We start from the raw sequence: 21,020 nt of genomic DNA on the forward strand, positions 1-21,020 counted from the left end.
CCTTGCGGCCGCACGCCCATGACCAGCGTAGCGGAGGAAGGTGAACGGGGACTCGAGGCTCAGATCAGCCCGTCGGCGGCGAGCGCGTCGGCCATGCGCGTGAGGCATTCGGCGAGCAGCGGCGTGGGCATCGCGAAGTTCATGCGCACGCATCCGGCGCCCGCGCGACCGCATTCGCGCCCGTCGGTCAGCGCCACGTGCGCCTTCTTGTAGAAGTACCCGGCCGGGTCGTCCAGTCCCAGCGGCGTGAAGTCCAGCCACGCGATGTACGTGCCCTGCGGCGGCACGTAGCCCACCTTGTGCAGCAGGCCGCGCATCCACTCGTCGAGCAGCCGCTCGTTGCGCCGCACGTAGCCCAGCATGTCCTCGTACCATGCGCCGCCCTGCTCGTAGGCGGCCGTGGTGGCGATGGCGCCGATCGTGGCGGTCTGGTGCTCGCTCCACTCGGCGCGGCGCATCCACAGGTCCAGGTCGTCGTCGTTGGTGAGGATCACCTGCGCGCACTTGGTGCCGGGAATGTTGAACGACTTGGAGGCGCTGGTGGCGGTCCACGACTGGCGCGCGGCCAGCTCGGAGATCGTGGCGAACGGCACGTGACGATGCCCCTCGTAGACGAACGGCGCGTGGATCTCGTCGGAGAAGACGCGCACGCCATGGCGCGCGGCCAGCTCGGAGATGCGCCGCATCTCGTCCGCGGTGAGCACCTTGCCGATGGGGTTGTGCGGGTTGCACAGCATGAAGCCGCGCGTGGACGGCTCGGCGAACGCGCGTTCGATGGCGTCGAAGTCGAACGCCCAGCCGGACTCGCCGCCGGGCGCGTGCGTGCCGGCGTGCACGTCGCCGTCGACGCGCAGCATCGGCACCTCGATCACGTTGACGCCGTACAGCCGCGGCACGCTGAGGAACGGCATGTAGGCGGGCGTGGGCACCACGATGGCGTGGCCGGCGCCCACCACCTCGCGCAGAAACACTTCGAGGATCTCCAGGATGTCCGGCGCCACGCGGATGCGCGACGGGTCGACGTCCCAGCCGTAGCGGTCGCGCTGCCAGGCGGCGCAGGCGCGCGCGACGCGGCGCTTCCACGGCTCGGGGATGTAGCCGAGCGCGCAGCGGTCGGCGGCGTCGCGGATGGCCTGCTGGATGGCGGGGGCGAGGCCGAAGTCCATTTCGGCGATGAACGCGCCGATGCAACCGGGGTAGCGGGTCCACTTGTCCGAGCCGACGGCCTCGAGGTCGGCGATGCCCATGCGGTCGATGGCGTCGGCATCGAAGCCGGACGCGGGACGTACGCCGACGCCGTGGCCGGGCGCCGCCGCGGCGACGGCTGCCGACGCGGCGGCGGCGCCCGAATCGAACTCGTGGGACAGGGTGGGGATCATCGTTGCGCTGCTCATGCCGTCATGATGCCCGGCCGGCCGCGGCGCCCGCAATGCCGCGGCTGCGCATGCCGCGCACAGCGCTCGTCGATTTGCTTATGGCCGGCCCGGCCCCCGCCCTCGCCGTCTCAGTCCGCCGCCGGCGCCCGCAGCACGCGCGCGGCCGTGCGCGCCAGCGAGGCGCGGAACGCCGCGACGGCTGGACGATCGTCGCCCGCGCGCGTGAGCACGCCGATCACGCGCACCGCCCGCGGGTCGGCGAGCGGCAGCGCGGCGAGGCTCGGCCGCAGCTGGTTCACGGTGTCGAGCGCGGGCACGATCGAGACGCCCACGCCCATCTCCACCAGGGTCTGCGTGGTCCAGTAGTCGTCGGTGGCGTGGCGGATGTCCGGCGTGAACCCGGCGGCCGACGCCATGGCCAGCAGGTTCGCCTTGCAGGTGTCGCAGCCGGCGATCCACGCGGCGTCGGCCCAGTCGGCCAGATCCGCCGGAGCCGCCGGAGCCGCCGGAGCCGCCGCACCGGCCGGGACCGCCCCGTCGCGCACGTCCGCACGGCACGCATCAGTCCGGCCCGCATCGGCCCGGCGCACGAGCAGCAGCAGCGGATCGTCGCCCAGCGGCTCCCACGCGAGCCCCTCGTCCAGCGGCAGCGAGTGCGGCAGGCTGCGATGCTCGAAGACCACCGCCAGATCGGCCTTGCCGGACCGCACGCGCTCCACGGCCTCGGGCGGCTCGGCCTGGTCCACGTTCACCTCGATGTCCCCGTCGCGCCCCAGCCCCACCATGGCGCGCGCCACGATGGTGGAGCAGATCGACGGCGGGGCGAGCACGCGCAGGCGGGAGAGCCTGCGGCGGCGGAGGTCCTCGAGCTCGTGGGAGGCGCGGCCGAGGCGCTCGGCGATCATGCCGCCGTGGCGCGCCAGCATCGCGCCGGCGTCCGTGAGCTCCACGCCGTGCGACGTGCGCCGCACCAGCGTCATCCCGGTCTGCTTCTCCAGACGCGTGATCTGCTGGCTGATGGCCGGCTGCGACCATCCGAGCGTCCGCGCCGCGGCCGAGAACGACCCGGACCGCCCGATCTGCCACAGCGTGAGCAGCGACTGCGCGCTCAGTTCCTCCATGCGGGCCTCCTCACCGGTTCGTGGGACGGGAGAGCCGTCGTCCCGCGAACCGAATATCGTCTCCGTGCCATTATCCCAGCGACGCGATTCCCGCCCCGCCACTCGAGTCACCACCCGCCGCCCGCCCCGCCATTCCCAGCTCACCTTCGGCAAAAAGTTACGGAACCGTAGGTTACGGTGGCGTAGGATGGGCGGCATGAGCACGGTGATGACGAACGCGAACAGGTTCCGGCACGAGCATGAGGTGCAGGAACGGGTCAGAGCCGCGCAGGACCGCGCCGCGGCCGCCCGCGAGGCGTACCGCGCGCAGCGCCGCGAGGTCCGCCGCCGGCGTCTGCTCGCACGCCACCCCGATCTGGCCACGCGCGACTGGATCGCCAAGCCCCGCCTGCGCGGCGTGATGCACCTCGTCACGTTCCCGCTGGCCGTGGCCGCATCGATCGTGCTGATCTGCGTGGCCCCGTGGGGCGCCGTCAAGGCCGCCTGCGCGGTGTACGGCGCCACGGCGATGCTGCTGTTCGGCAACAGCGCGCTGCTGCACATCGGCCATTGGGGGCCGCGCATGAACGGCGTGCTGTGCCAGATCGACTACTGCAACATCTTCCTCATCATCGCCGGCACCAACACCCCGTTCCTCTTCGCGCTGGACGAGCGCGTCCGCCGGCCGTACCTCGCCGTGATCTGGTCGGCGGCGCTCGTCGGCTCGGTGGCGCACGTGATCTGGTACCGGGACCACGACTGGATCTTCACGATGATCTACATCGTGCTGGGCCTCGCCCCGGTCACGCTGCTGCCGATGATGTGGACCGCCCCGGCGATCGGCCCGGCGACGACGATCCTCGTCGCCACGGGAGGCGCGGCGTACATCGCCGGCGCGGTGTGCTTCGCGCGGCGCGCCCCGAACCCGGTCCCCGGCTGGTTCGGCTACCACGAGGTGTTCCACGCGGGCACGGTGGTGGGCTACGTGTGCCACGTGGTGGCCGTCTACCTGACCGTGTGCGCCCTCTAGCGGCGCCGCAGCCGTCGCACAAGATTTCGGCACCGTCATCTTGTGACCCCAACCGAACACGGCCGCTGTGATGTTTTCCCGGCATAATGGCGCAACATCAACGATTGCCATGTTCGATTCTGTGAAGCCGCCGACGCACAAGATGACGGTCCCAAAATCTTGTGACCCGCGCGTACGGCGCGCACGGCGCAAACGGCGGTATTCTCGGAAAATGACCATCAACTTCGGCGCCCGCGGGCACGACATCACCACGGCCACGGACTTCGACTCCCTCGCAGCAGGCCTTGCCGCGCAGGGCGCGCGCTGCACGCAGCTGGCGCTCGGCAAATCGTTCCCGCACATGCCCTCCGGGGCGGCGGCGATCAACCCCGGCATGGGGGAGTACTGCCGCGCGGCGCTGGCCGCGCGTGGCGTCTCCGTGGCGGTGCTGGGCTGCTACGTCAATCCGATGGACAGGTCCGGCGCCGAGCGCGAGGCCGCGGTCGCCCGGTTCGAGTCGTATCTGCGGCACGCGCGGTACTTCGGCGCGCCGGTGGTGGGCACGCATCCCGGGCGGCTCGGCGCGGGCGAAGCCGATTCGCCGGAGTCGTGGCGCTCATTCGCGGACCTTATGCGCAGGCTGGCGGACGTGGGCGAGCGCTTCGGCGCGATCGTGGGGCTGGAGCCGTGCCCGCATCATGCGCTGCACGATCTGGAGAGCGTCGAGCGTCTGCTCGATGCGGTGGATTCGCCGTTCCTCGGCGTCATCCTCGACCCTGCCGGGCACGCCGTGGGCGACGCGGCCGGCGACGGCGCCGACGATCCGGCCGATCCCGCCGAACGCGAGGTCGCGGTGACGCGCGAGGCGTTCCGGCGCTTCGGCGAGCGCATCGTCGCGTTCCATCTCAAGGACTTCACAGTGGTCCCTGGCACGACCGGCGCGACCGTCACCGCCGCGGAGATCGCACCCTGCCAGATCGGCGACGGCGTCGCGCCCGTGGCCCGCCTGCTGGAGATCGTGGACCGCGCCCGCCCGTACCTGCCGGTCATCATCGAAGGCACGCGCAACGACCGCATCGGCGCGACGATCCGACGCTACGGCGGCGACTCGCGCGGCTGACGGATCGCCCTACAGCCGCCCCAGCGCCCGCTCGACCAGCCGCGCCGGGAAGAACGTGCGCCACGCGGTCTCGTTGGCCCACGCGGTGACGATGCCGAAGTAGCGCCGGCGCGCGGCCGGCCGGCTCATGGTCAGGTCGTGGATGCCGCCGCGGATCCGCGCGATCGACACCAGATCGCCGAGCCGCAGCGCCGCCTGCCGTATGGCGGTCACGTCGAGCACCACGTCGCTTTCGCGCATGCGCTCGTCCCACGAGCCCTGCATGATCATCGAGCTGTCGGACGTGCACACCAGCACCGGCACCTGGATGTCCAGTCCGGCGGCCACCTCGGCCTGCCCGTTGAAGATCGCCTGCATCCAGCCCGCGCGCGGCTGGAAGTGCGCGCCGGACGCCGCCGCGGAGGAGGGGTAGTCCCATTCGCCGCCGGTGGCCTTCTCGATGGTGCGCCCGTAGAAGCCGGGGTCGTTGAGCGGCAGCGGCGTCTTGCCGCCGGCGAGCAGGAACCCCTTGAGCACGGGCGTGGTGACGATGCGGAACGCCGTGTTGCCCTGCAGCTCCAGCCACGGCGAGTTGAGCGCGAGCGAGCGCACGTGGTGCGGGTGCTCGTGCGCCGCCCACAGCGACATGACGAGCCCGCCCTCCGAGTGTCCGATGCCGAGGATGCGCACGTGCTCGCCCATCTCGCGCACGATGACGTCGCGCAGCGCGTCGAGCTCCGCGAAATACTCGTGCAGGTCCTCCACGTATCCGGCGGTCTCCCCGGGCCGGTAGCTGCGCCCGTAGCGCCGCAGGTCCACGGCGTAGAAGGCCACGCCCATCGACTCCCAGTATTCGGAGGCGTGGCGGCGGTAGAAGTAGTCGTTCCAGCCGTGCAGGTACATGATGGCCAGCGGCTTGCCTGCCGCGCGGAAGCGCAGGCGGCGCAGGCGTTCGGCGAGGGTGAGGCGTTCGGGGTCCTTGCGCACGAACGTGGCGACGGCGTCCGGGCCCTCGCCGTCGGGTCCCAGGTGCACGGTGGCGCGCTGGTAGCCTGCGAGGATGTCGTCGTCGCGCCACGCCTCCATGCGCGCGTGGCGGCGTGCGCGGGCGTCCCCGTCCCGTCCCGCGTCCGCGGCGGTTCCACTGGTCTCGGCTGCTGAAGGGGTCCCGGCGTCCTCGCCGACGTCCGCGGCCGCGCCCGTGGCCTCCGTGCGGGGCGTCGTGTCCGCGGCGGCATCCGACGCCGGCGCCGCTCCCGATCCCGTCTTGCCGGTCCTGCCGGCCGCGACCGTCTCGCCCGCGACGACCGCGTCCCCGTCCGCTCCGTCGTTCACGTCCGCGTTCGCACGCTCACCCGTCATGGTCGCTCCTTCCCGGCGTCCGATTCCCTGCCGCCCGCTTCCGATTGTCGGTCCGCAGGCCTTCCGGCGCCTCCGACGTTCCGCCGCGCGGTGTCGGGTTTCCGCCCGAGTACGCCGCCCGAGTACGCCGAAGGCCGCCGATCCCGGGATGTTCCGGAACCGGCGGCCTTCACGGGCGGGGTCGTCCTCCGCCCTCGTCGTTCGTCATCGCCCGTCGTCGGCTCAGTCGTCGCCCAGGGTGACGTGGATGCCGCCCACCAGGGCGCACACCACGTTGTACAGGAACGCGCCGATGGTGGCGAGCACCATGATGAGCACCACCTCGAAGATCGAGAGGATCGTGGTGGCGGACAGCACGGTGGGCAGCGACAGGATGTTGTTGAGGTCCAGTCCGCTCAGGCCCGTGTTCGACACCATGTCGTTGACGCTGTCGAACAGGCCGATCACGTTGAGCAGTCCCCAGATGAGCGCCACCGCGACGATCTGGATGATCGCGCCGGCGATGGCCAGCAGGAACGACACCTTGGCCACGCTCCACGGGTCCACGTGCGTGAGCGAGAGCTTCATGCGGCGGGCGCGCGGCACGCGGCGGGCGCGGGCCTGCGCGGGCGCGGCGGGGGACGCCGCGGCAGACACGGGCTCGGAGGCGCCGTACGCCATGCGATGGGAGGCCGCGGAACGGGCCTCGCGGCCCTCGTGCGCGGCGGCGTGCTCGGCCGGCTCGTTGAGGTTATCGCTCATGACTTCTCCTTAGGGATGCCCCGGATCGTAGGGTCCATCGCGGGTTCTTAGGGCAGGCTATCACTACTCCTGCACCGCCTCGGATGCGGCATCCGAGGCTTCACCGGATCGTGACGTAGCGTCCTCGGCGGGCGCGGACTCGGTGGCGGATTCGGTCGCCTCGCCGTCCGTCTCCTCGTCGTCGGTCTCCTCGTTGCGCGCGATGGAGATGATCGCATCGCCCTTGTCCGGCTTGGCGAGCGTGACGCCCTGCGTGGTGCGTCCGGTGCGGTTGACCTCGGCCACGTCGGAGCGGATCACCTTGCCGGACTTCATGATGGCCATCACCTGGTCGTCCTCGGACACCACCAGCGCGCCCACGAGCGTGCCGCGCTCGTCGGTCAGCTGCACGGCCTTGACGCCGAAGCCGTTGCGGCCCTGCAGGCGGTACTCCTCGATGGCGGTGCGCTTGGCGAAGCCCTCGTCGGTCACCACGAGCAGGTCCTTGTCGCTGTTGTCCGGCACCACGTCCATGGCGAGCAGCTCGTCGCCGTCGCGGAACTTCATGCCCTGCACGCCGGCGGTCTGGCGGCCCATCGGGCGCAGCTGGTCGTCGTCGGCGCGGAACTTGAGGCTCATGCCGAGCCTGGAGACCAGGATGATGTCGTCGCTGGAGTTGCACAGCGCGGCGCCCACGAGCTCGTCGGTCCACGTGCCGTCCTCGCTCTCCAGCAGGCGCACGGCGATCAGGCCGCCCTGGCGCGGGGAGTCGTATTCCGCGAGGCGCGTCTTCTTGACCTTGCCGGAGCGCGTGGCGAGCACGAGGTATTCGGCCACGTCGTAGTTCGGGATGGACAGCACGGTCTGGATGGTCTCGTCGGGCGCGAACTGCAGCAGGTTCGCCACGTGCTGGCCCTTGGAGTCGCGCGACCCCTCCGGCAGCTCGTAGGCCTTGATGCGGTACACGCGGCCCTTGTTGGTGAAGAACAGCAGCCAGTTGTGCGTGGACGTGAGGAAGAAGTGGTCCACCACGTCGTCCTCGCGCAGCTTGGCGCCCTTGATGCCCTTGCCGCCGCGGTGCTGGGCGCGGTACTCGTCGGCCTTGGTGCGCTTGATGAAGCCGGAGTGCGTGACGGTCACCACCACGTTCTCCTCGGCGATGAGGTCCTCCACGTTCATCTCGCCGCTGAACGGCAGGATCTTCGTGCGGCGGTCGTCGCCGTACTTGGCCACGATCTCGTCGAGCTCGTCGCCGATGATCCTGCGCTGGCGCTCCGGCTTGGCGAGGATGTCCGCGTAGTCGGCGATGCGGCGCTGCAGCTCCTCGTGCTCGTCGAGGATCTTCTGGCGTTCGAGGGCCGCGAGGCGGCGCAGCTGCATCGCGAGGATCGCGTCGGCCTGCACGTCGTCCACGTCGAGCAGGTCCATCAGGCCCGCGCGGGCGGCGTCGGCGTCGCGCGAGGCGCGGATGAGGGCGATGACCTCGTCGATCATGTCGAGGGCCTTGAGATAGCCCTGCAGGATGTGGTCGCGCTCCTCGGCCTCGCGCTTGAGGTACGCGGTGCGGCGTGCGATCACGTCGAGCTGGTGCCTCACCCAGTGGCGGATGAACGCGTCGAGGCTCAGCGTGCGCGGCACGCCGTCCACGAGGGCGAGCATGTTCGCGCCGAACGTCTGCTGCAGCTGCGAATGCTTGTACAGGTTGTTGAGCACGACCTTCGGCACGGCGTCGCGCTTGAGCACGAGCACGAGGCGTTGGCCGGTGCGGCCGGACGTCTCGTCGCGCATGTCGGCGATGCCCTGGATCTTGCCGTCGCGCACGGCCTCGCGGATGGAGACCACCAGACGGTCGGGGTTGACCTGGTACGGCAGCTCGGTGACCACGAGGCACATGCGCCCGTTGATCTCCTCGGTGTTCACCACCGCGCGCATGGTGATCAGGCCGCGGCCGGTGCGGTACGCCTGCTCGATGCCCTTGTGGCCGAGGATCGTGGCGCCGGTGGGGAAGTCCGGGCCCTTGATGCGCTGCAGGAGCGCCTCGAGCAGCTCCTCGCGGCTCGCGTCCGGGTGCTCCAGCGCCCAGTGCACGCCGTCGGCCACCTCGCGCATGTTGTGCGGCGGGATGTTGGTGGCCATGCCCACGGCGATGCCGGACGAGCCGTTGACCAGCAGGTTCGGGAAGCGCGCGGGCAGCACGGTCGGCTCCTGCGTCTTGCCGTCGTAGTTGGGGATGAAGTCGACGGTCTCCTTGTCGATGTCGCGCACCATCTCCATGGCGAGCGGCGCCATGCGGCACTCGGTGTAACGCATGGCGGCGGCGGGGTCGTCGCCGGGGGAGCCGAAGTTGCCCTGGCCGTCCACGAGCATGTAGCGCATCGACCACGACTGGGCCATGCGCACCAGGGTGTCGTAGATCGCGGCGTCGCCGTGCGGGTGGTACTTGCCCATGACCTCGCCCACCACGCGGGCGCACTTGTTGTAGCCGCGGTCGGGGCGGTACCCGCCGTCGTACATCGCGTACACCACGCGGCGGTGCACGGGCTTCAGGCCGTCGCGCACGTCCGGCAGGGCGCGGTCCACGATCACGCTCATCGCGTACGCGAGGTACGAGTCGCGCATCTCCTGCTGCAGGTCGCGCTGCACGACGGCCGTGCCCTTGAGCAGGCCGTAGTCGGTCTTGTCCGCCTCCTGCGGGCTCAGCGGCTCGCTGGAGCCGTCGGGCGTGGGCTGGTCGGCGAACTCGTCGTTGACGTTCTGCCCGTCGTTGTTGTTGGTTTCGTCTGCCACTTGGTTTTCCTTTTGTCTGATTTCGGCTCCCCTCGCGGAGGGGAGCTGTCGACCGCAGGGAGACTGAGGGGAGTCGACTCCGTGACGGGGTCCTCCCCTCAGTCAGCTTCGCTGACAGCTCCCCTCAGCGAGGGGAGCCTGAGAAGAGATAGAGATCACGCGTCGATGAAGCGCGCATCCTTGGCGTTGCGCTGGATGAACAGGCGGCGCGGCTCCACCTCGTCGCCCATGAGCATCGAGAACGTCTCGTCGGCCTGCGCCGCGTCCTCGATGTGGATCTGCTTGAGAATGCGGTGGTCCGGGTCCATGGTGGTCTCCCACAGCTCCTGGTACGTCATCTCGCCCAGACCCTTGTAGCGCTGGATGCCTTCGCCCTTGGGCAGCTGACGCCCCGCGGCCTTGCCTTCGGCGAGCTTGCGGTCGCGCTCGGTGTCCGTGTACACGAAGTCGTGCGGGCCCTTGGTCCACTTGAGGCGGTACAGCGGCGGCATGGCCACGTACACGTACCCGGCGGTGATCATGGGGCGCATGTAGCGGAAGAACAGCGTCAGGTTCAGCGTGGCGATGTGCGCGCCGTCCACGTCGGCGTCGGCCATGATGATGACCTTGTGGTAGCGCACCTTGTCCAGGTCGAAGTCCTCGCCGTAGCCGCCGCCCACCGCGGTGATGAGCGACTCGATGGTGTCGGACTTCATCATGCGGTCCAGGCTGGCGCGCTCGGTGTTGAGGATCTTGCCCCTGAGCGGCAGGATGGCCTGCGTGATCGGGTTGCGGCCCTGGATGGCGGAGCCGCCTGCGGAGTCGCCCTCCACGATGAACAGCTCGCACTCGGCCGGGTTGTTCGACTGGCAGTCCTTGAGCTTGTCCGGCATGCCGGCGGATTCGAAGATCGACTTGCGGCGCGTGTTCTCGCGCGCCTTCTTGGCGGCGATGCGCGCCCGGGAGGCCTCGATGGCCTTCTGGATGATCATCTTCGCCTCGTTCGGATGCGCGTCGAACCAGTCGCCGAGCTTCTCGGTCATCACGCGCTGCACGAACGTCTTGGCTTCGGAGTTGCCGAGCTTCGTCTTGGTCTGGCCCTCGAACTGCGGGGTGGTGAGCTTCACGGACACCACGGCGGTGAGGCCTTCGCGCACGTCGTCGCCGGAGAGGTTCTCGTCCTTGTCCTTGAGGATGTTCTTCTCGCGCGCGTAGCGGTTGATCATGCCGGTGAGCGCCGCGCGGAAGCCCTCCTCGTGCGTGCCGCCCTCGGTGGTGGAGATGGTGTTGGCGAAGGTGTGCACGGCCTCGGAGTAGGCGGTGGTCCACTGCATCGCGATCTCCGCGGAGATGCCGAGCTTGAGGTCCTCGGCCTCGAAGTCGATCACGTCCTCCTCGACCGGCACGGCCTTGCGCGACTTCACCAGATACGCCACGTAGTCCTTGATGCCGTTGGCGTACTGGTAGGTGACGGTCTGGTGCAGCTCCTCGGCCACGTTGTCGCCGTCGCCGGCCACCTCGTCGCCGGCCTCGTCGAGCTGGCGCTCGTCGGTCAGCGTGATCTTGAGGCCCTTGTTGAGGAACGCCATCTGCTGGAAGCGGCTGCGCAGCGTCTCGAAGTCGTACGTGGTGGTCTCGAAGATCGCCGAATCGGCCCAGAACGTCACCGAGGTACCGGTGGACTCGCCCTCGGCCATCGGCTCGCCCTTGGCCAGACGCGCGGTCGGCTTCTGGTTGATGTAGGTCTGCGTCCAGTGGAAGCCCTGGCGGCGCACCTCGATGTCCACGCGCGTGGACAGCGCGTTCACCACGGAGATGCCCACGCCGTGCAGGCCGCCGGAGACCGCGTATCCGCCGCCGCCGAACTTGCCGCCGGCGTGCAGCTTCGTCATGACCGTCTCCACGCCGGAGACGCCCTCGCCCGGCACTTCGTCGACGGGGATGCCGCGGCCGTCGTCCACGACGCGGATGCCGTTGCCCGGCAGGATCGTCACCTCGATGTGGCTTGCGTAGCCGGCCAGCGCCTCGTCGACGGAGTTGTCGACGATCTCGTACACCAGGTGATGCAGGCCGCGCGGGCCGGTGGAGCCGATGTACATGCCCGGGCGGATGCGCACCGCCTCGAGGCCCTCGAGCACCTTCAGATCGGAGGCGTCGTAGTGCTCGGGCGAGAGCGAGTCATCGAGCTGGGCGTCTTCGAGATTGTCGGATGCGCCGGATTCACGCTCCGGCGTTCCCTCCGTATTGAGTTCTTCCAATGAAGAGTTCCTTTCATGCGCGGTCGGCTCCGTTGCGAGGACTCCACCGCGGTCATTGCCACCGTAGAACGCCTTCTAGGGGCGTTTACGGGCTTCTACCCATCTTTGGATAGGGTACCAGCGGTAGGGGACTTGCGCCCCGCTGCACCGCCTCAGTACTTTCTGCGCGCGTAGCGTCCGCCGCCGAACGTGGAGGCGCGCGGACCGGTGACCTGCACCCGCTCCACGGGCAGGCCCACGAGCCGTTCGGCGATCCTGGACCTCAGCTGCGGGATGAGGTACGTCAGCTGCGTGGCCCACACCGTCGACTCGGTGCGGATGGTGAGCACGCCGTCGGCGTAGCCCGCGGGACGCGAGTGCGCGGCGATGCCGGGCCCCACCACCTCGTCCCAGTGGTATTCGAGCTGCGCGAGCTTGAGGTGCGGACCCCAGTTGCCCTGGATGGCCAGCACGTCGGCCACGGAGCCGAGCCGGCTCGGATCGCGCCCGGGCTTGCCGAAGCTCTCCCACGCCTTCTCGGCGCGTTCGGCGCGCGCCCGGCGCGTGAACTGGCGGTGGGTGAAGCGCTCGAACACCTCGGCGGGCAGCTTGCGCTGGTCCAGATTGAGCGTCTCGGCGATCGGCGGGTTCATCGCGCCGCGCCTTCCTGTGCCGTGTCTCTCTGCACCGCACCTTCCTGCGTGTCCGGCAGCAGCGACGCCACGTCGATCACCGCGGCCCCGGACGCCTCGGGGATGTCGCTCGCCGCGGCCACGGTGATGAGCACCTGGTCCTGGTCGGCGGCGAAGTCGAGGATCTGCGCGCGGCGCGATTCGTCGAGCTGCGCGAACACGTCGTCGAGGATCACCACCGGACGCGTGCCCTGCTCGGCCACGGCGCGGAACAGCGCCATCCGCAGGGCCAGCGCCATCGTCCACATCTCGCCGTTCGAGGCGTATTCGCGCGCCGGCACGCCGTCGAGCAGCACCGAGACGTCGTCGCGCTGCGGGCCGATGAGGTTCACGCCGCGCGCCGCCTCGCCCGGGTAGATGCGCTGGAAGTGCCGGCTGATCTCCATCTCCGGCGCATCCAGCTCCAGCACCTCCGCGAAGCTGGGCGCGTACTCGAGCCGCGCCTCGCCGCCGTTGTTGGAAAGCCGCGCGTAGATGTCCGCGAACGGCCCGGAGAGCCGGTCCGTCAGCGCCTTGCGGGCGCGCGTCAGGGCCACGCCGGCCTCGATGAACTGTCCGGTCCAGATCTCCAGTCCGCTCAGCGCCGCGTCCATCGGCGTGCCGTTGCGCCCGGCCTGCGCGATCTGCCGGAGCAGGGCGCCGCGCTGCTGCGCGACGTGCGCGAACCGCTGCGCGACGTCCCAGTACGTGCGGTCGAGCAGGGCGCCGGCCTGGTTGAGGAAGCCGCGCCTCGCCGCCGGGTCCCCGGACACGAGCCGCTGGTCCTCGGGGGAGAACGTCACGCAGGGGATGCGGCCCAGGATGTCGCGCATGTACACGCTGCGTCCGCCGTTGATGCGCGCGCGGTTGGCGCCGCGGGCGGACACGGTCAGCTCGTAGGTGGTGGTGCGTCCATCGTCCTCCACGTTCGCGCGGATGACGGCGCTGCGTTCGCCGCGCTTCACCAGCGGCAGCGACGACGACGCGCGGTGGCTGCCGCCGGTGGCCAGCACCTCGACGGCCTCCACCAGATTCGTCTTGCCCAGGCCGTTGCGGCCCTGCAGGATCGTCACCCCCGGCCCGAAGTCGAGCACGCAGGAGTCCCAGGACCGGTAGCGGTCGAGCGCCAAACGGGAGATGTGCACGCCGGCTGCGATTCCGTCGGGCCGCGTCAGGCGGTGAAGCGCATCGGCACCAGCAGGTAGCGGTAGTCGAGCGACTCGTCGGAGTCCTGCTCCTGCTGCCCGTTGAACTCCACGGCCTTCACGGCGGTGGTCATCTTCATGCGCACGAACGGCTCGGTGATGGCGCTCAGACCCTCGATGAGGTAGGAGGGGTTGAACGCCACGGTGATGTCGTCGCCGTCCATGTCCATGTCGATCGTCTCGATGGCCTGCGACTCGTCCGCAGCGCCGGCGGAGAGCGTGAGCTCCTGGCCGGAGAACGCCATGCGGATGGGCGCGTTGCGCTCGGCGACGATGGCCACGCGCTTGATGGCGCCGATGAGCTGCTGGCGGTCGATGACGGCCTGGATCGGGTAGTCGTCCGCGAAGAGGCGGTCCACGGCGGGGAACTCGCCGTCGATGAGCTGCGAGGTGGAGACGCGGCCGGCGTTCTCGAAGCCGAGCAGCGTGGCGTTGGACTCGTCGTAGTCCACGACCACGTTCTGCGACGTGTCCAGCGAACGGGCGACGTCCTTGAGCAGCGTGCCGCGCACCAGCGTGACGGTGCTGACGTTGGGGTTCTGCGGCGTCCAGGTGAAGCTGGCGCGCGAGAGGCGGAAGCGGTCGGTGGCGGTCATGACGACCTTGTCGCCCTCGAAGGAGATCTTCACGCCGGCCAGCACGGGGCGGCTCTCCTCGCGGGTCACGGCCACGGACGCCTGGTTGACGGCCTGCACGAAGGTGGGCGCGTCCACCTGCCCGAGCTTGGCGGGGACCACGGGAAGGTCCGGGTACTCGGCGTCCGGCATGAGCTGCAGCGTGAACGTGGACTTGCCGGAGGTGATGGTCATCTTGGAGCCTTCGGTGGACAGATAGGTCTTCTCCGCGGGCAGGCTCTTCGTGATGTCCGCCAGCAGCTTGCCGGTCACCAGCGCGGAGCCGGCCTCGTCCACGCCGGCCTCGATGTGGTGGCGCGCGGAGACCTCGTAGTCGAAGGCGCTCAGCTGCAGCGTGCCGTCGATGGCCTCCAGCTTGAGGCCCGCGAGGATGGGCGTGGCGGGACGTGCGGGGATGACGCGGGTGGTCCAGGCTACGGCGTCGGCCAGTGCCGCGGAATTGATTTCGACTTTCATGGTGCCCCTTGCTCGGCGTTGACGTGATCTGGGTTTCATTCTAGCCGGCGCACGGCCCTGCGGCCCGTGGCCTCCGAGGCGGTGACGATGATGGCTATGAGTTTCCAAGAAGTAATTCATCGTCATCATAAGAGCGGTGGATATGGTGGATAACCCGGATTTTCCTTGGAATCCCGGTTATCAACACCCGCATCCACTGTGGACAACGCGAGGACGCTCATGTGGACAACTCGCCGGGTTATCCACAGGCGTCGAAGCCCCTTTCGTTTGTCCACAAAACGGCCTCGCATGTGCACAACTCGTCAACGCGGCGTTTCGGCGTTTTCAACGGGTTATGCCCCGGGTTTACCCACATTCGTGCACAACTCTGTGGATAACTTTTTCGATGCCCGGGCCTCTCCGCGCACGTCGCACTTGTCCACGGTGGACATGCCGACGCCGTCGCGGACACGGGAAAGACGCGTTGCGCACGCGCGCGGTGCACAACCGCGCAGTGCCGCGCGGACGCCCGCGTCAGTTGTTCGGATGCTGCTTGAGCCGGATGGTCAGCTCCATCACGTAGTTGTAGATCTCGCGCTTCTCCTGCATCTCGTCGCTGATGCGCGTGCAGGCGTGCAGCACGGTGGTGTGGTCGCGTCCGCCGAAGACCTGGCCGATGTCGAACAGCGACATGCTGGTCATCTCTCGGGCCAGATACATGGCGATCTGGCGCGCGTTGGCGATGTTCTTGGTGCGCGAGCGCCCCACGAGGTCGTCGAACGTGAGCCGGAAGTACTTGGCCACCTGCGTGATGATGTCCGTGGGCTTGATCTCCACGTCCGTGGTGAAGAAGTCCTGCAGCGTCTGCTCGGCCAGCGCGCGGCTGACGGGCTGGTTGTTCAGGCTCGCCACGGCCGTCACGCGCGTCAGGGCGCCCTCGAGCTCGCGGATGTTCTCGGTGAAGCGCTCGGCGATGAGGTCGAGCACGTCGCCGGGGACGGTGACGTTGTTGCGGGTGGCGATCATGCGCAGGATCGCGATGCGCGTCTCCAGGTCCGGCGGGCGCACGTCCACCGTCAGTCCCGAGTCGAAGCGGGAGATCAGGCGCGCCTCGAAGCCCTTGAGGTTCTTGGGCGGCACGTCGGACGCGATGACGATGCGCTTGTTGGCCTGGTACAGCGTGTTGAACGTATGGAAGAACTGCTCCATCGTCTCGGTCTTGCCGCTCAGGAACTGGATGTCGTCGATGAGCAGCACGTCCACCTCGCGGTAGCGGCGGTTGAACTCGGCGATCTGGCCCTGCGAGCGCGCGGAGTTCTGCAGCGCGGAGATGAACTCGTTGGTGAACTCCTCGCTGGTGACGTACAGGACCTTCAGGCCCGGGTCCTTGACCAGCGCGTAGTTGCCGATCGCGTTGAGCAGGTGCGTCTTGCCCAGACCGGAGCCGCCGTAGATGCACAGCGGGTTGTAGTCGCGGCCGGAGCCCTCCGCCACGGCCAGCGCGACGGTGCGCGCGAAGCGGTTGGACTCGCCGGGGACGAAGGTCTCGAACGTGGCGTTCTTGTTGAGGTGCGTGCCCGGATCGCGCTCCACCTTGCGCCCGTTGCCCGGGTAGGGCGGCGTGTCGAACGTGGGCTGGACCATCGGGCCGTTCGCGTAGGAGTCGGACAGTTCGTCGATGCTCGGCTGCGTGGGGGCGCCGTTCGCCGGGACGGCGTACGGATCGGCGGCGCGGTCGCGTTCCTGCCTGCCGCGGCGGGGCACGACGTCCGACGGCATGGGCGTCTCGGGCGCGGCGGATGCGGGTGCGGAGGGCGCGGCCGGCCTGGTCTGGCGGGAGCCTCTGGAGGCGCGCGGCGCCTGCGCGCCCTGGGAGGCCTGCGCGGCCTGCGCCTTGCTGGGCGGCACCACCTTGACGGCGGGGAACATGTCCTTGCCCGTGACCATGTTGAGCGCCTCGACCAGCGGCCCGTTGAGCACGTCCATCACGGCGCGCTGCGTGGCCTTGCTCGTCACGCGCAGGATGATCGTCGTGTCGAACATCGCCTCGGGGTGGATGTCCTCGAGCCAGCCCTTGTCCCTCGCGGTCAGGTCGTCATTGTGCTTGAGCAGCTGGAGGACCACGTCCCACAGGCGCTTCATATCCGCATCGGGCATGGCCTGGCCCATGGGCCCTCCTCTCGGTCGGTGCGCTGCGTACGCGGTGTCGCCCGCGCGGTCGGCGGTGGCGTCGCGCGCGCGAGTGCTGTTCGGTCAAACAGTAGGACATGTTTACACCGAAAACATTCAGTTATCCACAGGCTCGCGTGTTGCGGCGGCTCGATTGTGAATAACATGGGTGTAATTTGTGGATAACTCGGAGCCGCAAAACCGCGCCGTTGCAACGATTGACGACACGCCGGGCGTCCGGCGATTGTGAAGAACGCTGTGGATAACCGCGCATCGGCGCCGTCCGTTTTGACTCGGTCCCGCGCTGCGTGTACTTTGATATAGCTTGACTTCAAGAGAAGCCGTGCTCAAGCATGGCTCAAACAGACCCGGGAGTACAAACTATGAAGAGGACATTCCAGCCGAACAACCGCCGTCGTCACATGAAGCACGGCTTCCGCGTGCGCATGCGCACCCGCTCCGGCCGCGCGCTCATCAACCGTCGTCGCGCCAAGGGCCGCAAGTCCCTGTCCGCCTGATCCGCGCGAATCTGTCCGACCGAACGTGGAACGGCTCAAGAGCCATCAGGAGTTCGTTGAGGTGCTGCGGCACCGCAACCGCAAGGTGGGGTCCCGGGACATCGTCGCGCATTACCGCATCCCGTCCTCTGCCGATGGCGAGCCGTGCCGGCGTTTGGGCCTGGCGGTCTCCAAGGCGGTCGGCAAGGCCGTCGTGCGCAACAAGGTGAAGCGTCGGTTCCGACAGTTGGCCGCCCGTTACGAGGACCAACTGCCGGATTCGTGCGACGTGGTGCTGCGGGCCAAGCCGTCCGCGGCGCATGCCGACTACGCGCGTCTGGAGGAGGACGTCAGCCGTATGTTCCTCAGGATCGGCGCGCAGTCGCGCGAGGGCGCCGAGACGTCCCGCGCCGCATCCGCATCGGCGGCCGCGCGTCCCGTCGGCGACTGACGCGGCACGACCGATGCGGACGGACGAGACGGATGATCGTGCGATGACGTCGCTGCCCGGCAGGATCATGACCGCGGCCATCCGCGGATACCAGCGGTGGATCTCCCCGCTGTCGCCGCCCCGATGCCGGTACTATCCCACCTGCTCCGCCTACGCCGTCACCGCCATCCGGCGCTTCGGCGCGCTCAGGGGCGGCGTTCTGGCCGCGCTGCGCATCGCCCGGTGCTGGCCGTGGAACCCCGGCGGCATCGACGACGTCCCCCGCCGGTTCTCACTGTTCTACCGATTTACGTGGTCGAAGGCCCACGAGGAGCCTCGTGTGACCCCGGCGGCGTGGGATTCCCCGGAGTCCAAGGAGTAAGGCTCATTTCCTATGTACGATCCCAATAATTTCACGCTTGACAGCGGCATCTTCGGATTCTTCTACACCATCCTGCGCCCGATCGAATGGCTGCAGACGTGGATCATGAAGATCTTCCACGACCTGCTGGTGCTCATCGGATTCCAGGACGGCCCGGGCATCGCGTGGGTGCTCTCCATCGTGTTCCTGGTGCTCGTGGTGCACGCCATCATCCTGCCGGTGTGGTGGCACTCGATGAAGTCCATGCGCAAGACGCAGGCCATCCAGCCCGAGCTGATGAAGATCCAGCGCAAGTACAAGGGCAAGACCGATCCGGCCAGCCGCGAGGCCATGAGCCGCGAGACGATGAAGCTCTATCAGGACAACGGCGCCAACCCCATGGGCTCCTGCGGCATCGCGATCGTGCAGGGCCCCGCCTTCATGTCCGTGTGGTACACGCTGTCCGCCGTGTCGTACATCGCCACCGGCGTGCGCGAGCCGCTCGGCGCGTTCACGCAGAACGTGGCGCAGGACTTCGCCGGCTCCATGGCGTTCGGCGTGAGCCTGTCGCAGCGCTTCCTCGAATCGGACACGCACGGCAAGATCGTCATGGGCGTCTTCATCGCCCTCATGTGCCTCACGCTGTTCTTCCTGCAGTTCAACAACATGCGCAAGAACCTGCCCAAGGCCTCCATGCAGGGCTCCATGTACACCATGCAGAAGGCCATGGCGTTCGGCTTCCCGGTCATGTACATCTTCTCCGGCATCGCGTTCCCGTTCGCCGTGCTGGTGTACTGGATCACCAACAACGTGTGCAACCTGGTGCGCTCCATGTACCAGATCTACGAGATCCCCACCCCGGGCTCCCCGGCCGCGGAGGAGAAGGAGATCCGCGACCACAAGCGCGAGAACGCCCGCCGTGCCAAGGCCGGTCAGGCCTCGCTCGAGGAGGAGGCCCTGGTCAAGGCCAAGGAGGAGGCCGAGCGCAAGGCCGAGACCGGCTTCCAGCGCCAGCAGCCGAACCGCAGGAAGAAGAGGAAGTAGGCGCTTCATCCGCGCAGGTGTTTCGTCGGGCCGGCTTCGCCACGCCGCACGGCAACGTAGTCGGCCTAGACTGAAATACTGTTACCAGCTTGGGTAAGGAGACACTGATGGCACAGGACGACGCGAAGACGATCGACCAGCTCAACGAAGAGGCCGACATCGCAGCCGATTATCTCGAGGGTCTGCTCGACATCGTCGACTACGAGGGCGACATCGAGATGGGCGTGCGCAACGCCCGTCCGGTGGTGCAGATCGTCGCGGACGACGACACGGACATCAAGCATCTCATCGGCCGCAACGGCGAGGTGGTGGACGCGCTGCAGCAGCTCACCCGTCTGGCCGTGCAGCAGAAGACCGGCGAGCGTTCCCATCTGATCGTGGACGTGGACGGCTTCCTCAAGCGCAAGCGCCAGCATCTGCGCGACATCGCGCTCGACGCCATGGACGAGGTGCGCGAGACCGGCGAGAGCGTGGATCTGGACCCGATGAACTCCTTCGAGCGCAAGATCGTGCACGACGTGGTCCGCGAGGAGGGCTTCAAGTCGCGCTCCCACGGCGAGGAGCCGCACCGCTACGTGACCATCTCCATGAAGGCGTCCGCCGTGGACGACGACGCGGACGATGCCGAAGACGCGGACGACGCGTCTGCCGATCGCGGCGCCGCCGAGTCCGACGAGTGACCTCCGGACGATTCGCATGACGATGGACGATGCCGCCGCGCGCGTGCCCGCCGGCGATGCCGCGGAGCCTGCCGCAGGTGTTTCCAAGCCCGCGGAGACGCGGCCGCAGGAGCCGGTGACGGACCTGCTGGACGGTTCCCCGGTGGTGCGCGAGGTGCTGGGCGAGGCCTACGACCGTCTCGCCGTGTTCCATGCCAAGCTCATGGCCGAGGGCGAGCCCCGCGGTCTGATCGGCCCGCGCGACGTGCCGATCGTCTGGGAGCGCCACATCCTCAATTCGGCGGCCATCGTGCCGTTCGTGCGCGACGCGGTCCGCGCCTGCGGCCGCAACACCATCGCCGACATCGGTTCCGGCGGCGGCTTCCCGGGGATCGTGGTGGCGGCGTGCATGCCCGACTGCAAGGTGACGCTCGTGGAGCCGATGGAGCGCCGCGTGACATGGCTCGAGGAGTGCGTGCGCGAGATGGATCTGCGCAACGTGCGCGTGCGCCGTGCGCGTGCGGAGGAGCTCATGCCGGCGCCGCGGAAGGGGAACGGCGGCGGACGCAGGGGTTCCGGCGCTCGGCGTAATGATAATGGTTCTCAGCACGGTGGGGCGAATGCCGGCGGACATGCCGAGAGGTTCGGCGTGGTGACCTGCCGGGCCGTGGCGCCCATGACCAAGCTCAGCGGCTGGACGCTGCCGCTGCTGGCCCCGGGCGGGCGTCTGGTGGCGCTGAAGGGGCGCAGCGCGCAGGCGGAGATCGAGAAGGCGGACAAGGTCATCCGGCAGTACGGGGGAGTGCATCCCCGCGTGGTGGAGGCGGCCGTGGGGCCCGGGCTCGAGCCCACGCATGTGGTGATCGTCGGCAAGCGGTAGTCCGCGGAGTCTCACGGAGGCGCGGCTGCATCGAAGACGTCGGCGCGGGGCGATGTTTCACGTGAAACGTCGTTTGTGCCGCGGGCGGCGTGGAGCGGCACGCAGGCGACACGGTGCAATCGGGCGCTGCCGGGCAAGAATGCCGTGCGACGCCCGCATCGGTGGTGCGGGGGAGTGGAATGCCCCCGCACGATGCCTGAAGGCGGCGGAAACGTGGCGAGGTTGGCAGCAAGGATGCGAGAGGGCGGTTGCGTTGTCGCGATGCGTGCCGCATGCGATGGCGTCCGAACGCCAGTAATCCACGGTGGACAACCCGCAGGTCGGGACGTATGGCCGGCGGTGTGGATAAGCGCATGTGGTGCGAG

Annotated in this window: 18 protein-coding genes; 8 read left to right on the forward strand and 10 right to left on the reverse strand. The window is 68.8% G+C overall.

The window, feature by feature from the left end:
- Nucleotides 1-59: 59 nt before the first annotated feature.
- Together G1C96_RS08080 and G1C96_RS08085 are read right to left on the reverse strand one after the other, a co-directional pair.
- Entirely contained in the window at nucleotides 60-1,394 is a 1,335-nt protein-coding gene (locus G1C96_RS08080) for a MalY/PatB family protein (protein ID WP_240945170.1), read from the reverse strand.
- Between the two features lie 110 nt (nucleotides 1,395-1,504).
- Nucleotides 1,505-2,497 (reverse strand): LysR family transcriptional regulator, encoded by a 993-nt coding sequence (locus G1C96_RS08085; protein ID WP_169276083.1) that lies wholly within the window; start codon nucleotides 2,495-2,497, stop codon nucleotides 1,505-1,507.
- A gap of 196 nt (nucleotides 2,498-2,693) precedes the next feature.
- On the opposite strand from G1C96_RS08085, the gene trhA reads away from it, so the two are divergent.
- The gene (trhA, locus tag G1C96_RS08090) at nucleotides 2,694-3,506 is read left to right on the forward strand and encodes a PAQR family membrane homeostasis protein TrhA (RefSeq protein ID WP_417852182.1); all 813 of its coding nucleotides are present in this window, start codon (nucleotides 2,694-2,696) and stop codon (nucleotides 3,504-3,506) included.
- Between the two features lie 211 nt (nucleotides 3,507-3,717).
- A complete protein-coding gene (locus tag G1C96_RS08095) occupies nucleotides 3,718-4,605 on the forward strand; it encodes a sugar phosphate isomerase/epimerase family protein (protein WP_169276085.1) in 888 nt (295 codons plus the stop codon).
- Nucleotides 4,606-4,614: 9 nt separating this feature from the next.
- Here G1C96_RS08095 and G1C96_RS08100 read toward each other — a convergent pair whose 3' ends face one another.
- From G1C96_RS08100 to dnaA, 8 genes are all read right to left on the reverse strand, one after another.
- On the reverse strand, nucleotides 4,615-5,946 hold the full coding sequence (locus G1C96_RS08100; RefSeq protein ID WP_240945171.1) for an alpha/beta hydrolase: 1,332 nt from the start codon (nucleotides 5,944-5,946) through the stop codon (nucleotides 4,615-4,617).
- Nucleotides 5,947-6,168: 222 nt separating this feature from the next.
- Complete coding sequence (locus G1C96_RS08105) at nucleotides 6,169-6,687, reverse strand: DUF3566 domain-containing protein (protein WP_169276086.1); 519 nt, start codon at nucleotides 6,685-6,687, stop codon at nucleotides 6,169-6,171.
- A 63-nt stretch (nucleotides 6,688-6,750) separates the two neighbouring features.
- The gene (gene gyrA, locus G1C96_RS08110) at nucleotides 6,751-9,453 is read right to left on the reverse strand and encodes a DNA gyrase subunit A (RefSeq protein WP_169276087.1); all 2,703 of its coding nucleotides are present in this window, start codon (nucleotides 9,451-9,453) and stop codon (nucleotides 6,751-6,753) included.
- Nucleotides 9,454-9,608: 155 nt separating this feature from the next.
- On the reverse strand, nucleotides 9,609-11,690 hold the full coding sequence (gyrB, locus tag G1C96_RS08115; protein WP_169276088.1) for a DNA topoisomerase (ATP-hydrolyzing) subunit B: 2,082 nt from the start codon (nucleotides 11,688-11,690) through the stop codon (nucleotides 9,609-9,611).
- A gap of 152 nt (nucleotides 11,691-11,842) precedes the next feature.
- The gene (locus tag G1C96_RS08120; protein ID WP_169276089.1) at nucleotides 11,843-12,322 is read right to left on the reverse strand and encodes a DciA family protein; all 480 of its coding nucleotides are present in this window, start codon (nucleotides 12,320-12,322) and stop codon (nucleotides 11,843-11,845) included.
- Complete coding sequence (recF, locus tag G1C96_RS08125; protein WP_169276090.1) at nucleotides 12,319-13,485, reverse strand: DNA replication/repair protein RecF; 1,167 nt, start codon at nucleotides 13,483-13,485, stop codon at nucleotides 12,319-12,321. The genes G1C96_RS08120 and recF overlap by 4 nt, the downstream gene beginning before the upstream one ends.
- A gap of 26 nt (nucleotides 13,486-13,511) precedes the next feature.
- Nucleotides 13,512-14,636 carry a DNA polymerase III subunit beta gene (gene dnaN / locus G1C96_RS08130; RefSeq protein ID WP_169276091.1) on the reverse strand — a complete coding sequence of 375 codons (1,125 nt, stop codon included), beginning with the start codon at nucleotides 14,634-14,636 and terminating at the stop codon, nucleotides 13,512-13,514.
- 513 nt (nucleotides 14,637-15,149) lie between these two features.
- Nucleotides 15,150-16,784: a chromosomal replication initiator protein DnaA gene (gene dnaA / locus G1C96_RS08135; RefSeq protein WP_169276092.1), complete on the reverse strand. Its 1,635-nt coding sequence runs from the start codon at nucleotides 16,782-16,784 to the stop codon at nucleotides 15,150-15,152.
- 383 nt (nucleotides 16,785-17,167) lie between these two features.
- Between dnaA and rpmH the strand changes: the two genes are divergently transcribed.
- From rpmH to G1C96_RS08165, 6 genes are all read left to right on the forward strand, one after another.
- Nucleotides 17,168-17,302 (forward strand): 50S ribosomal protein L34, encoded by a 135-nt coding sequence (rpmH, locus tag G1C96_RS08140; protein ID WP_003827866.1) that lies wholly within the window; start codon nucleotides 17,168-17,170, stop codon nucleotides 17,300-17,302.
- 25 nt (nucleotides 17,303-17,327) lie between these two features.
- Nucleotides 17,328-17,732, forward strand: a complete 405-nt coding sequence (gene rnpA, locus G1C96_RS08145) for a ribonuclease P protein component (RefSeq protein ID WP_169276093.1) — start codon at nucleotides 17,328-17,330, stop codon at nucleotides 17,730-17,732.
- A 43-nt stretch (nucleotides 17,733-17,775) separates the two neighbouring features.
- Nucleotides 17,776-18,093, forward strand: a complete 318-nt coding sequence (yidD, locus tag G1C96_RS08150) for a membrane protein insertion efficiency factor YidD (RefSeq protein WP_205832100.1) — start codon at nucleotides 17,776-17,778, stop codon at nucleotides 18,091-18,093.
- A 12-nt stretch (nucleotides 18,094-18,105) separates the two neighbouring features.
- Nucleotides 18,106-19,116 carry a membrane protein insertase YidC gene (gene yidC, locus G1C96_RS08155; RefSeq protein ID WP_169276095.1) on the forward strand — a complete coding sequence of 337 codons (1,011 nt, stop codon included), beginning with the start codon at nucleotides 18,106-18,108 and terminating at the stop codon, nucleotides 19,114-19,116.
- A 107-nt stretch (nucleotides 19,117-19,223) separates the two neighbouring features.
- Entirely contained in the window at nucleotides 19,224-19,796 is a 573-nt protein-coding gene (locus G1C96_RS08160; protein ID WP_169276096.1) for a Jag family protein, read from the forward strand.
- Nucleotides 19,797-19,911: 115 nt separating this feature from the next.
- Entirely contained in the window at nucleotides 19,912-20,655 is a 744-nt protein-coding gene (locus G1C96_RS08165; RefSeq protein ID WP_335341942.1) for a 16S rRNA (guanine(527)-N(7))-methyltransferase RsmG, read from the forward strand.
- Nucleotides 20,656-21,020: the final 365 nt, after the last annotated feature.

The organism is Bifidobacterium moraviense (assembly GCF_012932365.1).
In the GTDB taxonomy this organism is placed as follows: domain Bacteria; phylum Actinomycetota; class Actinomycetes; order Actinomycetales; family Bifidobacteriaceae; genus Bifidobacterium; species Bifidobacterium moraviense.